This is a genomic window from Rhizomicrobium sp., from assembly GCA_037200045.1.
In the GTDB taxonomy this organism is placed as follows: domain Bacteria; phylum Pseudomonadota; class Alphaproteobacteria; order Micropepsales; family Micropepsaceae; genus Rhizomicrobium.
In genome coordinates this window covers 1,418,895-1,433,840 of the sequence record JBBCHM010000002.1, presented here as the reverse complement: position 1 = coordinate 1,433,840, position 14,946 = coordinate 1,418,895, and the positions used below count along the sequence as shown (strand labels likewise).

Annotated in this window: 16 protein-coding genes; 3 read left to right on the top strand and 13 right to left on the bottom strand. The window is 67.4% G+C overall.

Annotated features, from left to right (window positions below; translation table 11 throughout):
* The first annotated feature begins 33 nt into the window (after nucleotides 1-33).
* Nucleotides 34-1,089, top strand: coding sequence for a phytanoyl-CoA dioxygenase family protein (locus WDM86_22205; GenBank protein ID MEI9992734.1), 1,056 nt, complete (start codon nucleotides 34-36; stop codon nucleotides 1,087-1,089).
* Here the strand turns inward: WDM86_22205 and WDM86_22200 are convergent.
* The 4 genes from WDM86_22200 to WDM86_22185 form a co-directional block, all read right to left on the bottom strand.
* Nucleotides 981-2,153: a phosphatidylinositol-specific phospholipase C1-like protein gene (locus WDM86_22200; GenBank protein MEI9992733.1), complete on the bottom strand. Its 1,173-nt coding sequence runs from the start codon at nucleotides 2,151-2,153 to the stop codon at nucleotides 981-983. The genes WDM86_22205 and WDM86_22200 overlap by 109 nt on opposite strands.
* Nucleotides 2,153-3,148 (bottom strand): alpha/beta fold hydrolase, encoded by a 996-nt coding sequence (locus WDM86_22195; protein MEI9992732.1) that lies wholly within the window; start codon nucleotides 3,146-3,148, stop codon nucleotides 2,153-2,155. Before WDM86_22195 ends, WDM86_22200 begins: the two co-directional genes overlap by 1 nt.
* A 6-nt stretch (nucleotides 3,149-3,154) precedes the next feature.
* A complete protein-coding gene (locus WDM86_22190; protein MEI9992731.1) occupies nucleotides 3,155-3,334 on the bottom strand; it encodes a DUF1328 domain-containing protein in 180 nt (59 codons plus the stop codon).
* A gap of 73 nt (nucleotides 3,335-3,407) precedes the next feature.
* Nucleotides 3,408-4,328: a LysR substrate-binding domain-containing protein gene (locus WDM86_22185; GenBank protein ID MEI9992730.1), complete on the bottom strand. Its 921-nt coding sequence runs from the start codon at nucleotides 4,326-4,328 to the stop codon at nucleotides 3,408-3,410.
* Nucleotides 4,329-4,401: 73 nt separating this feature from the next.
* Between WDM86_22185 and WDM86_22180 the strand changes: the two genes are divergently transcribed.
* A complete protein-coding gene (locus WDM86_22180; protein MEI9992729.1) occupies nucleotides 4,402-5,379 on the top strand; it encodes an NAD-dependent epimerase/dehydratase family protein in 978 nt (325 codons plus the stop codon).
* A gap of 39 nt (nucleotides 5,380-5,418) precedes the next feature.
* Here WDM86_22180 and WDM86_22175 read toward each other — a convergent pair whose 3' ends face one another.
* From WDM86_22175 to WDM86_22145, 7 genes are all read right to left on the bottom strand, one after another.
* Entirely contained in the window at nucleotides 5,419-6,051 is a 633-nt protein-coding gene (locus tag WDM86_22175; GenBank protein ID MEI9992728.1) for an ABC-type transport auxiliary lipoprotein family protein, read from the bottom strand.
* Nucleotides 6,048-6,923, bottom strand: coding sequence for an MlaD family protein (locus WDM86_22170; GenBank protein ID MEI9992727.1), 876 nt, complete (start codon nucleotides 6,921-6,923; stop codon nucleotides 6,048-6,050). The genes WDM86_22175 and WDM86_22170 overlap by 4 nt, the downstream gene beginning before the upstream one ends.
* A 13-nt stretch (nucleotides 6,924-6,936) precedes the next feature.
* Nucleotides 6,937-7,704: an ABC transporter ATP-binding protein gene (locus WDM86_22165; GenBank protein ID MEI9992726.1), complete on the bottom strand. Its 768-nt coding sequence runs from the start codon at nucleotides 7,702-7,704 to the stop codon at nucleotides 6,937-6,939.
* 2 nt (nucleotides 7,705-7,706) lie between these two features.
* Nucleotides 7,707-8,861, bottom strand: a complete 1,155-nt coding sequence (locus WDM86_22160) for an MlaE family lipid ABC transporter permease subunit (GenBank protein ID MEI9992725.1) — start codon at nucleotides 8,859-8,861, stop codon at nucleotides 7,707-7,709.
* A 91-nt stretch (nucleotides 8,862-8,952) separates the two neighbouring features.
* Nucleotides 8,953-9,828 (bottom strand): Kdo hydroxylase family protein, encoded by an 876-nt coding sequence (locus WDM86_22155; GenBank protein ID MEI9992724.1) that lies wholly within the window; start codon nucleotides 9,826-9,828, stop codon nucleotides 8,953-8,955.
* A gap of 26 nt (nucleotides 9,829-9,854) precedes the next feature.
* Nucleotides 9,855-10,541: a VOC family protein gene (locus WDM86_22150; GenBank protein MEI9992723.1), complete on the bottom strand. Its 687-nt coding sequence runs from the start codon at nucleotides 10,539-10,541 to the stop codon at nucleotides 9,855-9,857.
* A 151-nt stretch (nucleotides 10,542-10,692) separates the two neighbouring features.
* Nucleotides 10,693-12,219, bottom strand: a complete 1,527-nt coding sequence (locus tag WDM86_22145; protein ID MEI9992722.1) for an ABC-F family ATP-binding cassette domain-containing protein — start codon at nucleotides 12,217-12,219, stop codon at nucleotides 10,693-10,695.
* Nucleotides 12,220-12,339: 120 nt separating this feature from the next.
* On the opposite strand from WDM86_22145, the gene WDM86_22140 reads away from it, so the two are divergent.
* Complete coding sequence (locus WDM86_22140) at nucleotides 12,340-13,131, top strand: SDR family NAD(P)-dependent oxidoreductase (GenBank protein MEI9992721.1); 792 nt, start codon at nucleotides 12,340-12,342, stop codon at nucleotides 13,129-13,131.
* A 7-nt stretch (nucleotides 13,132-13,138) separates the two neighbouring features.
* On the opposite strand, the gene WDM86_22135 is transcribed toward WDM86_22140, so the two are convergent.
* Entirely contained in the window at nucleotides 13,139-14,107 is a 969-nt protein-coding gene (locus tag WDM86_22135) for an alpha/beta hydrolase (protein ID MEI9992720.1), read from the bottom strand.
* 120 nt (nucleotides 14,108-14,227) lie between these two features.
* Nucleotides 14,228-14,941 (bottom strand): class I SAM-dependent methyltransferase, encoded by a 714-nt coding sequence (locus WDM86_22130; protein ID MEI9992719.1) that lies wholly within the window; start codon nucleotides 14,939-14,941, stop codon nucleotides 14,228-14,230.
* Between the last annotated feature and the right edge of the window lie 5 nt (nucleotides 14,942-14,946).

The following is a 14,946-nucleotide window of genomic DNA, read 5'->3' as shown; positions in this document are numbered from 1 at the left end:
GTTCATATAGGGCAGGGAAGCGGTTGGAAAGCGATGTCTGAGTACAAAGGGACGAATGCCAGGTTCACCGGGGAACATCTGGAAGCCTGGCGCCGCGACGGCGCGGTGGTGATCGGCGATTTCTTCACGCCGGAGGAAGTGGCGGCGGTGCAGGCCGATTTCGAGGCGGTGTTCGGCCGCCCGGAACATGCGGGCGAGGAGCTGAACAAGAAAAGCGAGGGCCAGATCGGCCGCTTCCACCCGGCGCAGTTCAAGGACATCCAGCCGGTGCCGATCGACTGTTCGCCGGCGCTGAACCTGATCGGCGTGCACCCGGCGCTGATCGCCTTCGCCAAACAGGCGCTGCAGACCGACGAGGTGCGCTGCTATCAGTGCCAGTCCTGGGCCAAGTTCACCGGCGACGCCGACTACGACCAGCCCTTCCACACCGATTTCTCCAACCACACGCTGACGGTGCCGTCGGAAGACGCGGCGAAGAATTCCATCACGATCCTGTGCTATTTCAGCGACGTGCCGGACGATCACGGCCCGATGCACTATGTGGCGCGGCCCGACGCGGAGAAGGTTGCGGGGCCGGAAGCCTCGCTCGACTACAATCCGGAACATCAGGCGGCATTGCAGGAGGGTCTGACGCGCCATGCGCGGTCGAGCGCATCGACCGCCGGCACGGCCATTCCCTACACGATCGATGTCTATCACCGCGGCACGAACCTGACGGCGCCGCTGGGCCACCGCTATGCGCTGATGACCTGTTTCAAGAAGGCGGGCGACGATTCGATCGATTTCACCGCCTGGCCGTTCCACCACATCAAGCCGTGGCACAAGATTTTCGACAACGCGTCGGTCGATCAGCTCGCCTGTTTCGGCGTCAAGCGTCCGGGCGATCCGTTCTGGACGGAGACGACGCTGGCGCGGGCGCAGAAGCGCTATCCGAACTGGGATCTGACGCCGTGGCGCGAGGCGATGCGTCTACCCTCCCCTCAAGGGGAGGGTGGCGGTTCCGCTTCCACCGGTAGCCCCGCGCATTTGTCCGCCGCGCGCACCGGATTGCAAGCCGCGATCACGCCGTCCGGCATGCGGGCCTGGTAGGGGCTAAAGCGCGTGTCGGGGCGCATATAGTCGGTCGAGACATATTGCGCGCCCGACGCCAGCGCCTTGTCGCGACGGCTGGTGTCGTTGGCGCGGGCCTCTTCGGTGTCGGCGTCGGCGCGGGTGCGCACCAGGAAACCCTTCCGCACATCGGCCGCGATGCGCGGAATGTCCGCCGTCTCGTTCAGCGTCAGATAGGCGGCGGCCGGCGCGTCCTCCGTCGTGTTGACGAACATCACCCGGCCTTCGAGCGATTTGCGCCCGCCGATATAGGCGGCGATCTTCTCGCCCTCCTCGTCGAGCGCGAAGAGGAATTTGCCGCGCGCCTCGCCCAGCGTCGGCCAGCCCTTGGTCAGCACCGCGTCGCGCAGGGTCGGCGCCGTTCCCTGCACCTGATCGGGCGTCACCAGCTCGTCGCGCGAGAACACCGAGAGGATCTCGGCGTCCAGCGCGTCGAAGGCGGCGGTGTCGAATTTGAGCGGCGTGACCGAGCCCGGCATCGCGATCTCGTCGTCCTTGGCATTCAGCGTCACGAGGATCGGCGCGTGATCGGGATGCGCCGCCGACCAGGTCTTCAGGTCGGTCAGGCAGGCGATGAAGGGCTGGCAGACCGTGTGGAAATCGATGTCCTGGACATGCATCACCTTGAAGCCGGGTTTCGCCATCGTGGCCTTGAAGTCGGGCGGAAGGTCCTCGCCCGTCATCGCCGCGCCGGCTGGATTGTCGTAGAGCCCGCCCTGCGGATCGTAGACCACGTCGATCTCGATGGCGCGGGCGCCGTCGTCGAGCTGCTGGCCGAGCGGCAGGTGCGCATAGTCGAGCTCGCGCGCCGCCTTCTTCGAGCCGAAGCGGACCAGGCCCATGATCCGCTCGGGGATCGCCGCCTTGTAGCTGTTGTGCGTGCCGACGGTCAGGATGTCGTTCAGATGAAGGTTCTGGTCCATCCAGGCGCGGGCGCAGTCCGGCCCGGCGGCCTTGGCATCCGGCGCCGCGAGATCGCAGGCCGCGAGCGCCGGCGCCGCCGAGAGCAAAAGCGCCGCCGCCGCACCGATCAATATCCGCATCAATGGCTCCCGGAGGATGCGGCGCGAGTCGCGCCGGCCCCGATCTTATACGCGGCGGCGGTATCCGCCAGTCGCGCGTCCATCCAGGAAAATACGCGGCCCAGGACGCGGTCGTTGTGCTTCCAGTGCAGCAGGAGGTGCGGCCCGCCCTTGAAATAGGCCCAGTCCTTCGCGCCCGCCAGGTTGCGGTGCAGGTGCGCGATGCAGGCCTCGCGCACCACGTCCTCGCGGCCGCCGATCATGGTCAGCGCCGGGATGCGGACATGCTCGGCCTCGTCGACCGCGCTGCGCGCGAGCTTGAACAGGCCGAACAGCATCGCGGGGCGGATGCGACGCAGCACCATGGGATCGCCGATGAGGCGGATGGCCGCGCCGGGCGTGAACTCCCAGCCGCTGATGCGCTCGATCACGATGCCGCTATTGGGCGCGAAGAAACGGAAGACCCGCGTCAGCAGCGAGCCGAACAGCCGCCGCCACATCCCCGAGATCGCGCCGGGCGCCGCCAGCACGATGCCGGCCAGGTCCAGGTCGGGCGCCCGCGCGGCGGCATGGACGGCAAGCGCCGCGCCCATGCTTTCGCCGACGATGAAGACCGGCAGCGCCGCGCCATAGCGCAGGCGCAGATAGAGGATGGCCTCGATCGCGTCGCGGATCATCCGGTTCTTGCCGCGCCAGGCGCCGCGCGTCGCGGTCGCGCCGAAGCCGCGCTGGTCGATGGCGAAGGCGGTCATGCCATGCGCCGCGAAGCGCGGGCCGATCTCGTCGAAGGCGCCGGAATAGTCGCTGGCGCCGTGCAACAAAAGGACGAGGGCGCGGGCGGCGGGGGTGGACTGCCACAGGCGATAGGGCACTGCGGCGCCGTCCGACGCGGTGAACGCGCCGGTGCGCAGCCGGTTAGCCGGATCGGCGGCCCAGAACGACCAGCGCGCATCGGCCACGCTGGGGCTTTCCGCCGGCGCCGACAGTTCGAAGCCGAGGCGGAAGACCTCCCCCATCGGCGGCTAGCCGCCCGTCGCGCGGCGCGCCACCGTCAGCCCCGCGATCAGCAGGACCAGGAAAATCAGCATGAAGACGAAGAACAGCGTCTTGGCGATCGCGAAGGACGCGCCGGCGATGCCGCCGAAGCCCAGGATGCCGGCGACCAGGCCGATGACGAGAAAGAGAACCGCCCACCGCAACATCGCAACTACTCCGTGAGGATCGCGGTGATGAAACGACGAGGGGAACCCGAAGGTTCCACGCGCCATTTCCCCGTCAATTGTCGTTGGACGTCCGCGCAACCTCCCGGACCAGGGAGCGAAACCAGACGAGGAAGGGGTCCGCCGCCCGGACGTGAGAACACACCAGCGTCATCTGCAGGCGGATGTCGGAGAACGGTGGCTTGCGCAGCACCAGCCCCAAAGCGAGCGCGAAGCGGCGCGCCAGGGCGGCGGAAAGGGTGGTGACCAGATCGGTCGCGGCGACCGCCGCCAGGGCGGCCATGAAATGCGGCGTCACCAGGGCGATGCGCCGCGTGACGCCCTCGGCCGCCAGCAGCGCGTCGATCTCCGACCTTCCGTCTCCGATCACCGCCACGCCGACGCTGTCATAGGCGCCGTAATCGGCGAGCGACCATTTGCGCCGGGCGGCCGGATGGCCCTGCCGCATCACCAGCGCCACTTGGTCCTCGAAGACGATTTCGCTGTACGCGCCGGCCGCCAGGGGCGTCGATGCCAAAGCGAAAATGAAATCCAGCGCGCCGCTCTCCAGCCGGTTCACCGTATCGGGTCCGATGGGCTCCACGCGCAGGTCCACGCCCGGCGCCTCGGTCGCCAGCCGTTGCATCAAGCCCGGCAGGAAGAGGATCGTCTGTGTGTCGGTCGCGGCGAGACGCACGGTGCGCGCCTCCGTCTTCAGATCGAGCGCCTGCCGGCGAAACACGTTGCGCAGATGGCTCGTCGCCAAGGCCAGTTGCGGCTGGATCGCCAACGCCCGCGGCGTCAGGACGTAGCCGGCGCGCGTCCGCACCAGGAGCGGATCGCGGTGGAGGTCGCGCAGCCGCGCCAGCGCGCGGCTCATCGCCGGCTGGCTCAGCCCGACATCGGCCGCTGCCCGCGACACGCTGCGATGGCGCAGCAGGGCTTCCAGCGCGGGCACGAGATTGAGGTCCAGGCCGGCGATATTCACTTCGCGCATAGTGATGATCATAACTATGCATTTTTTATATGTATAGGGCGGCACTAGGTTGGGAGGGACAAGGAGATTGCTCATGACTGGATTGACCGTTGTTCTCGGATTTGGCGCGGCGGGCCGCGCCACGACACAGGCCCTGTTGGCGCGCGGCAGCGAGGTCTGCGTGGCGCAACGCCGCCGGCCGTTGGATTTGCCGCCGCAAGCGAAATTCCGGCCCTGCGATATCCTCGATGCGGGCGCGGTGCGCCGGGCGGTCGAGGGCGCGAGCCAGGTCGTGCTGGCGGTCGGCTTTCCCTATGACACCCGTGTGTGGCGCGCGGTCTGGCCGAAGACGATCACGAACGTCATCGACGGCTGCGCGGCGTCCGGCGCCCGCATCGTCTTCGTCGACAATCTCTACATGCTGGGGCCGCAGAGCGAGCCCCGGCGCGAGGACATGGCGTTGACGGATGTCGGCGCCAAGCCGGCCATCCTGTCGGAAGTGACGCGCATCTGGAGCGCCGCGGCGACCGCCGGACGGGTCCGCATCGCGTCCTTGCGGTGCACCGATTTCTACGGGCCGGGCGTCGGCGTCTCGCATCTGGGCGCCAGCGGCTTCGGCCGGCTGGCGCAGGGCAAGCCGGCCTTCTTTCTCGCGCCGCCGGACACGCCGCACGATTTCGCCTATGTCCCCGATATCGCCCGCGCGGTGCTGGCGCTGCTCGACGCGCCCGACGATGCCTTCGGGCAGGTCTGGAACATGCCCTGCGCGCCGACGCGCACGCCCCGGCAGATTTTGAAAATGGGCGCCGACGTCCTCGGCGTCAAACCGAGGCTGTATGCGGTGCCGCTCCGGCTCCTGCCGCTGCTCGGCATCGTGGCGCCGTTCCTGCGCGAAGTCGCGGATGTCGGCTTCACCTGGGACCGGCCCTATGTGGTGGATTCCCGCAAATTCATGACGCGGTTTGGGTTCGATCCGACGCCGCTTGAAGTCGGGGCGGCCGAGACGGCGCGGTCGTTTCGCGCGGTGTTGCGGCCGGCGAAGACGGGGGGCCGCGGCCTGGTCGCGGGATAACGCTGCGCCGGGCCGGCCCTTCGCGGAAGCGGGGCAGGTCTACTTCGACGGCCCCGGCGCGGTGAGGGCCCAGCCGACGATCTGGCCCATCGTCTGGCCCAGGGCCTGGTTCATCGCCGCGACCACGGCCGGAACCGTGTTGGCGTCGGTCTGCACCTCGGCCCGCGCGTTCAGCGCCTGGACGATGGAGCGGCTGCGCGCCCCGACGAGTCGCGCCTGGATGACGACCACCACGCTCGGCGCCGTGTCGGCCGTTTCGTAGATCGCCTCGAAATCGCGGATGTCGGTCTGCAGCAGGTAGTCCGATTTCAGCCCGTCGGTGTCGTGGCCGACGGCGGCGATGCGGTTGCTCGCCTGGAAGGCATCGAGCAGCGCGCTCTGCACCAGCAGGGAGAGGCGGTCCGCCCAATTGGCGTTGGCGTAATAGTCCATCGTGCCATTGGGCTGTTGCAACGCGATGCGGGTGGTGTCCAGGCTGTCGGGCGCGTCCGGCGTCACGACCGACATCTGCCAGGCGACGCGCGGCCCGCCGCCGGCCGGCGGCAAAGGCGGGCGCAGCAGATAGATCGGCGGCGCCTCGGGCGGGCCGATGATGCTGCTGCAGGCCGACAGCGCGACCGAGGCGGCACCGGCCACGAGCAGGGCGCGGCGGTCGAGAAGGAGCTTGGTCATTTCGGTGTGTATCCCTTGCGCCTGTCGCCGAAGATCACGCGCGTCGGCTCGCGGTTGAGTTCGTCGCTGAGCTTGGTGAGGCTGCCCACCAGCCGCCGCGAATCGGCGATCAGCGAGGATAGCTGCGCCACGCCGTCGCCGGTGACGACCGAGTCGGCATCGGCCGACAGCTTGTCGAGCTTCTGCAGCGTGACATTCGCCTGCAGCAGGGTGGGGTGCAGGTCGCGGCTGGCGATGGCGAAATTGTGCGTCGCCTCGCTGGTGTTGCGCAGGGTCGCCTCGATGTCGCCCTTGTGCTCGGCCAGCGTCGCGCTCAGCGTGTCGAGATTGGTCAGGATGTCGGCGATCGCCTTCTGGTTCTTGTCGTTCAGGATGTTGTTCAGCTTGTCGGCGATCCGGTTGACCTTGTCGACGACCTGCGGCGCGCTTTCCTGCAGCGTCGCCCAGATCGAGGGCTGGGACTCGATCGTGGGATAGGGCTTGCTCGTGGTCTGGGGCAGCTTGTCGGCCTCGGCGCGCTTCTTGCCGCCGATGATCTCGACATAGGAGCCGCCGGTCAGCCCCTGGCTCGCGATCGAGGCCTTGGCATCGTTGTAGATCGACAGGTCGGGGCGGATCTGGAGGGTGGCGATGACGCTGGACGGATCGTTGGGCGCGAAGTCGAGGCTGTCGACGCGGCCGACCTCGATGCCGTTGTAGCGCACCGCCGTGCCCTTGCCGAGGCCGGTGACCGAGCCGGTGAACTTCGTCGTGTAGTAGACGTATTCCTGGCTGTACTGCACGCCGGCGAGCCACAGCACGGTGACCACCAGCGCCAGCATGCAGGCCAGCACGAAGGCGCCGACGGCGACGTAATTGGCCTTGGTTTCCATCTTCGCGTCCCCCTTAGGCCGCCGCCCGGCCGCGCGGGCCGGAGAAATATTCCTGGATCCACGGATGCGGGTTCTTGCGCAATTCGTCCATGGTGCCGACCACGATCTTCTTGTCCACCAGGACCGCGATGCGGTCGGTCGTGGCGCGCAGCGAGTCCAGATCGTGGGTCACCATGAACACGGTCAGGTTCAGGCTCTTCTGCAGATCCTTGACCAGTTCGTCGAACATGTTGGCCGAGATCGGATCGAGGCCGGAGGTCGGCTCGTCGAGGAACACGATCTCCGGATCGAGCGCCAGGGCGCGGGCGAGGCCGGCGCGCTTCTTCATGCCGCCGGAGAGTTCGGACGGATGCTTGGGCGCGGCGTCTTCCGTCAAGCCGACCATGGAGAGCTTCATCGAGGCGATCTCGTTCATCAGCTCCTGGTTCATGTCGGTGTATTCGCGCAACGGGACCTGGATGTTCTCGGCGATGGTCTGGGAGGAGAAGAGGGCGCCTTCCTGGAAGAGCACGCCCCAGCGCATCTCGATCTCGCGCCACTCCGCCTCGCTCAGATGGTCGGTGTTGCGGCCGAACACCTCGATGGTGCCGGAGCGGATCTGGTTGAGGCCGATGATCGAGCGCAGCAGGACCGACTTGCCGGTGCCCGAGCCGCCGACCACGCCCAGGACCTCGCCGCGATAGACGTCGAGATCGATGTGGTCGTGCAGGAGCTGGCGACCGAAGCCGTTGACGAGGCCGCGGACCTTGATGACGACGTCCTTTTCGCTCCCCCCCGGCATCGTCATATCCCCAATATGGAGAACATGATCGAGAAGCCGGCGTCGATCACGATCACCAGGAAGATGGATTCGACCACCGAGCGGGTGGTGAGCTGGCCGACGCTGGCGGCGTTGCGCTCGACCTGCAGGCCCTCGAAGCAGCCGACCAGGGCGATGATGAAGGCGAAGACCGGCGCCTTGATCATGCCGACCATGAAGGTGTTGATGCTGATGGCGTCGTGAAGCTGGCGCGTGAACACCGGAATGGTGATGCCGAGGTCGAAATAGCACATCATCGCGCCGCCGAGCAGGCCCATGATGTCGGCGTAGAGCGTGAGGAACGGCAGCGCGATGACGAGGCCGATGACGCGCGGCAGGACGAGGGCGTCCACCGTGTTGATGCCGATGGTCTGCATCGCGTCGATCTCTTCGTTGACGCGCATGGTGCCGATCTGGGCGGTGAAGGCCGAGCCGGAACGGCCGGCGACGATGATCGCGGTGACGAGGCCGCCGAGCTCGCGCAGAAGGCCGACGCCCAGCAGGTTGATGGTGAAGACCTCCGCCCCGAAGCGCTTGAGCTGGTCGGCGCCCTGATAGGCGAGCACCACGCCGATCAGGAAGGACAGCAGCCCCACGATGGGCAGCGCGTTCAGGCCGGTCTCCTCGACCTGGTGCACCAGCGCCGCGACGCGCAGATTGCCGCGCGGATGATAGATCGCCTCGCTGACCTCGACCGTGACGCGGCCGATATAGCCCAGGATGCCGACGCCCTGCTTGAGGCCGCCCACCGTCGCCATGCCGACCCGGGTGACGAAGGCGAGGAAGGTGTGGCGGTTGTGGATGATGACGGGCGGGGCGGTGTGTTCGTGCTCGACCGCGTGCAGCAGCGTGTCGTACATCGCCGGGATCTTGATCGGCGCGACGCGCTTGCCGCGATCCTCCCATTGCCGCTTGGTGCGCACCAGGAGCCAGGCACCGGCGCTGTCGATCCGTTCCAGCGCCGAGCCGTCGATCTCCGCGTCGGGCGCGTCGCCCAGATCGACGGCGCGAAGCTGGGCGTCCAGCCGGGCGGCGTCGGGGGTCGTCCACACGCCCTCGGCGATGAGGCGGAGCAGCCGCGGTTTCCGCTCCATGCGGAATCGGGCACGCGCGTCGGTGGCGTCGAGGGCGGTGCTCATCGGGACGGGACTCTAACCGGGGACGGACTATCAGGCCATGCTACACGGGCGGCGGGAAAAGCAAAGACGGCGGCGCGGGAACTCTCACCGATTACACCAGCGCGCGGCCCGTCATCCGCTCCAGCACCTTCAGCGGCGAGCGCTCGGGGTGGGAGAGGGCCGCGATGGGAAGGTGGAAGGTCTGCTCCAGCGCGAACTGGCCGGACAGCGCCGCGTGCATCGCCTGGTCGGTGAAGCACATCCAGCTCGTGCCGGCGGGGAAGGCGAACTCCAGCTGGGGCGCGTTCTTCTGGTAGTCGAGGTCCAGCTTGGCGCCGTCATGCAGGCCGAGCATCAGATAGTCATAGGCGCTGCGCCGGCCGCGCGTGACGCCGAGAAGCTCAAACAGCCAGGGCTCCAGGGGCAGCGGCTTGCGCACCTTGGCGGCGTATTTCTTCGCGACGTCCTCGAACGGCTCGCCGACATGCCAGACCCGCGCCCCGCCCATCGGATGGATGTTGGAGAACACGCGCAGGATGCGCCGCCCGCGCTGCGGCCGCGTCGGGAAGGCGTCGAGATGCAGCCGCTTGTCGTCGTTGCGCGGCGAATAGGAGCGGCCGGCGATCTCGACCGGGCGATAGCTGGTGCGCGCCTGCTCGATGCTCGGCTCGAAGCCCGGAAACAGCGACAGGACCAGCGCGCGGACCTGGGCGGCGAAGCGGCCCATCATCGCCGACAAGGCGACGCGGTCTTCCGCCGAGCCGGCGTCGCCCTGCACGGCGCCGTCGGGATCGCGGCTGATGTTCTTGGCGCGGCCGTTGGACAGCGCGTCGGTCAGGAGCGTGTTCTCGCTGTTGCCGACGGTGAAGGGCAGCTTGGGGAAATAGAGCACCTGGCCGCTTTCCAGCGCGTCCTGCGCGGCGGCGCGGGTGGCATCGTCGAACGGCCCGCCCCAGCGGGCGATGTCGAAGGTCGAGATCGGTTCCATGGCGTCTTGTAGCAAAGGCGGCGGAGCTACTCCAGCGAGCCGGTGATCGCGGCGCGCTGGCTGAGCTCGATCCAATTGCCGTCGGGATCGCGCACCATGGAGATGCGGGCGGTGGTGCCGAGCGTGGTCGGCTTCAGTGCCTCGCGCCCGCCATGGGCCAGGACATGCGCGTGCTCGGCGTCGCATTTGTGGACCTGGAAGGTGATGTAGCGGAAGCCGGGGCCTTGGAACGCCGCGTCGTCCGGCGCGTCGTCGGATTCCTCCAGCAGGAAGACCGTTTCGCCCGCCTGAAACGACGCGCCGTGAGCGTGGGGGACTTCCAAGAGGCCGAGGGCCTCGCGATAGAAGCGCTTGTGCGCTTCAAGGTCGCGCACCTTGAGCTTGATGCCGATCTGCTCGATGCCGAGCGTGCCGGGCGGCACGAGGCAGGCCAGCGTGCCCTCCGGATCGCGGAAGACCGCGATGTCGGAGGCGCCGGGCCGCGCGATGAGGATCTCGGCGTAGCCGGCGGGCGCGGCGCGCGGCAGGGGATCGGCGAAGTGATTGATCTTGAGGACCGAGCCTTTCAGGTCGTGGCGATGCTGCGCCTGGCCCTTGCGGATCGGCAGCACATGGTCGAACGGCACGAGCATCAGGCCCTGCCAAAAGGCGAGCATCTCCGCCAGGCGGTTGGTGTTGAGCCCGATGTCGACACGGGGTTTGGCGAGGTTCATGGGATACTTACCGTCCTGACATCGTCATGGCCGGCCGCACGCTGTCGCTACGGCTGTGGCGGCCATCCATACTCCCGGCGGCATCAGACGTGAGTATGGGTGGCCGGGACAAGCCCGGCCATGACGATGTTTTGGCTTGGTGGAAAATTCCCTAATCCGCCTGGGCGTCGAAGAAGGCATCGGGGTCCTCGACCTCCACCAGACGCCCCTTGCGGATTTCCAGAAAGCGGGTCGCCGCGGTGCGGGTGAAATAGCGGTCATGGCTGACGAAGACGCAGGTCGTGTCGGAGTCTTCGAGCTGGTCCTCCAGATCCTCCTGGCCCTCGATGTCGAGATGGTTGGTCGGCTCGTCCAGGATGTAGAAATTCGGCTTAAGCAGCTTCATGCGCAGGAACACCAGCCGCGACTGCTCGCCATAGGAAAGCTTCCTGATCTTGTCGTCGAGCCGCTCGAACGGAAATCCCGCCTTGGCGAGGATCGCCGCCGCCTGGGCGTTGTTCACCGTCTTCACGTCGCAGATGTAGTCGCGCAGCGAGATGTCGAGCGGCAAATCCGCCATGCGCTGGTCGAAATAGACGAGGCTGGTCGCCGGATTGAACCGCACCGCCGCACGGCCGTCATAGTGCTCCTGGTCGGGATCGTAGGCGCGCGCCAGCACGTTCAGCAGCGTGGACTTGCCGCTGCCGTTGGGGCCGAGCAGCGCCACGCGCTCGCCGGCGGCGATCACGAGACGGTCGATGGCGATGAGCGTGCGCGCCCCGTCCGGCGTCTTGACCACGAGGTTCGACAGGCGCAGCGCCACCTTGGCGTCGATCGCCTCGTCGTTCAGTTCCAGCTTGCGGTTCTTGGGCCGGTAGACCTCGGTCGCATCCTCCTCGATGCGCGCGATGCGCTTCTGCGTCGCCTGCTGCTTCTTGTGGAATTTCGAATTGAGCACGCCCCACGCCTTGTAGCGGGCGGCGACCGCCTCCAGCCGCTTGACCTCGCGCTCCTCCAGATGGCGGTGCTTGGCCGCGGTGGCGTCGCGCTGGAGCAATTCCTCGCGCGCCACGGCGAAGGGCACCTTGAAGGCGTGGGCGCCGTCCTTGCGCAGGAAGATCGTGCGCGTCGTGGTGCGGCCGAGGAATTCGCGGTCGTGGCTGACGATCAGCATCGGCAGCCGGTCCTCCGCCAGCCAGGCCTCGAGCTTGTTGATGTTCGCGATGTCGAGATGGTTGGTCGGCTCGTCCAGCACCACGATGTCCGGTTCGCCGAGCTTGGCGGCGGCGATCAGCATCAAGCGCTGCCAGCCGCCGGAGAGCTCACCGAAATTCTTCTCCGCGATGTCGGGCGGGATGCGCAGCTCGTCGAGCAGGACATCGACGCGCCACGTGTCGTCGCGCGCGTCGGGCGGCAGGGCACGTTCCAGCATCGCGCGCACCGGTACATCCGCGAGGTCCTCCGGGATTTCCTGCGGCACGGTCCCGACGCGCAGCCCGCGCGACTTGACGATCTGTCCGCCGGACAGTTCCAGCTCGCCCGCCAGGCATTTCAGCAGGGTGGATTTCCCCGCGCCGTTCTCGCCGACCAGCGCGGTCCGCGCGTCGTCCAGGAGGAACGACACGTTCTCGAAGATTTTCGTGACGCCGAAGTGAAAGCCGCCCCGGTCGATGCCGAGGACGGCCTGTCGCGCTGCCATGATGCGGTTCACTGAAATCCCGGCGGCAGTTTCGCATGGCGACCCCATCCCGCCAAATCGCCGTCTTGACGGGCGCGGCATAGCCGCCATGCTCGCGCCAGACAAAACAGGGAGAACGTCATGGATCGGTTGAAGGGCAAGGTCGCCATCGTCTCGGGCGCCGCCAGCGGTATCGGGCGGGCCAGCGCCAAGCTGTTCGCGGCGGAAGGCGCGTCGGTCGTCGCGGTCGATCGCGTCGACGGCGTGCACGACACGGTGAAGGCGATCAAGGAGGCCGGCGGCACGGCGCTCGGCCTCGTCGCCGACGTGTCAAAGGAGGAAGACGCCGCGCGCTATGTCGATACGGCGGTGAAGGAATTCGGCAAGCTTGACGCGATCTATGCCAATGCCGGCGTCTCGGGTGGCGGCCAGCCGCCGTTCTTCGAGCTGACCGCCGAGCACTGGCGCCAGGTGCTGGACGTGAACCTGATCGGCGTGTTCCTCGCCATCAAGCACGCGGCGCGGGTGATGGTGCCGAACAAGAAGGGCTCGATCGTGTGCACCGCGTCGGTCGCCGGCATCCGCTCGGGCGCGGGCGGCGGGCCTTACTCCGCCTCGAAGGCGGGCGTGATCAACCTCGTGACGACGGCGGCGAACTATCTGACCGGCACGAATATCCGCGTGAACGCGATATGCCCCGGCATCATCGAGACCGGCATGACCAAGCCGATCTTCGACTACGCCAAGCAGCGCGGCACGGAAGACCGCATCGGCCAGCTCAATCCGCTGAAGCGCTACGGCCATCCCGAGGAGATCGCCTATACCGCCCTGTTCCTGGCGAGCGACGAGGCGAGCTACGTCAACGGCCAGCACCTCGCGGTGGATGGCGGGTTGACGAGCTCGATGCCGGTCACCGGCCGGATCGGCCGGTGAGGCGCCTCTAGGACTTGATGAAGGCCAGCAGGTCCGGGTTGATCGTCGCCGCTTCCGTCGTGCACATGCCATGCGGGAAGCCGGGATAGATCTTCAGCGTGGCATTCTTCACGATCTTGGCGGTCAGGACCGAGGCATCCTTGTAGGGCACGATCTGGTCGTCGTCGCCGGCCGTCACCAGCGTCGGCACGGTGAACTTCTTCAGGTCGTCGGTGAAGTCGGTCTGCGAGAACGCGACGATGCCGTCATAGTGGGCCTTGGCGCCGCCCATCATGCCCTGGCGCCACCAGTTCCAGATCACCGATTGCAGCACCTTCGCGCCCGGCCGGTTGAAGCCGTAGAATGGGCCAGACGCCAGCTGGAGGTAGAACTCCGTGCGATTGGCGGCGAGCTGCGCCTGCAGATCGTCGAACACCGATTTGGGCAGGCCGCCGGGATTGGCCGCGGTCTTCACCATCAGCGGCGGCACCGCGCTGATCAGGATCGCCTTGGCGACGCGGCTTTCGCCGTGACGGCCGATATAGCGGGCGACTTCGCCGCCGCCGGTCGAATGGCCGATATGGACCGCCTTCTTGAGGTCGAGATGGGCGGTCACCGCCGCGAGATCGTCGGCGTAGTGGTCCATGTCGTGGCCGAAGCTGACCTGCGACGAGCGTCCGTGGCCGCGCCGGTCATGCGCGATCACGCGATAGCCGTGGTTGAGGAAGAACAGAAGCTGCGCGTCCCAGTCGTCGGCCGAGAGCGGCCAGCCATGGCTGAACACGATGGGCTGGGCGTCGCGCGGGCCCCAATCCTTGTAAAAGATGTCCACGCCGTCCGAAGTCTTGACCCAATCCATGGTGTTTTCTCCTGGAGTTGCAGAGGGGGACGAAGAGGCCGCCATCGGAAAACCCGCGGCGAGAAGGCCGGTCGTGGCGGCGGCGCCGATCAGAAGACTGCGCCGCGTGGCGGAAAGTTCCGGCGCATCTTTCGACATGCGAGTTCCGTGTTGACCGCCGCAAGGCGCAATGTGAGCGCTCAATATGAAGAAGTCCCGACAAATCGTCTTGTACATATTTGCGCGCGCTTGTACCCGCGTGGCGCGACCGCGCTAACGCTACAGCCGCTCGGCCAGCACCAGCCAGTCCCAGGGCAGGCGCGCGCCCGCGTTGCGCGGCTTGCGAAGACCCTCCTTTTGCCAGGGATAAGTGACGCGCAGCAGTTTTGTGACGCGCAGGCCGTGGCGCGCCAGCAGGTCGCGCAGCTCCGCGCGGGCGAAGTGCTTCTGCCGCGCGCCGCCGCGCTCGACCAGCCCGTCCGGCGCCGCCGCGAGCGCCTCGGCGCGCGAGGTGCCGTAGGCGACGCGCTCCACCATGCGGTCGGATTCGATCGAGGGCACGACGATCAGCGCATGGCCGCCCTTGCGCGTGACCGCGGCGATGCTCGCCCACATCTTCTCGCGCGTCCTGGCGCCCGGCATGGTGATCACGTTCATACAGACGGTGAGATCGGCGCGCCGGCCGATCTTGCGCGCCGCCGGCGGCAGGCTCGCCGTGATCCACCTCAGGCCGTCGCGGCGGCCGAGATTCTTCTTCGCGCGCGCGATGATGCGGGGCGCATGCTCCACGCCGCAGACTTCACGGAACAGATGGCCGTGGCGCGCGATGAAGGTGCCGAGGCCGCAGCCGAGATCGACCAGTACGGATTTGTCCGGCGACGGCTTCAAGCCCTTTACAAGGCGCGCGATCGTGCCGGTTTTCGTTTCGCGCGTGATGTCGCAGACCTCGCGCTCGAAGTCCTTCGCCAGCCCGTCCCATTCCTTGCGGCTCACCATGT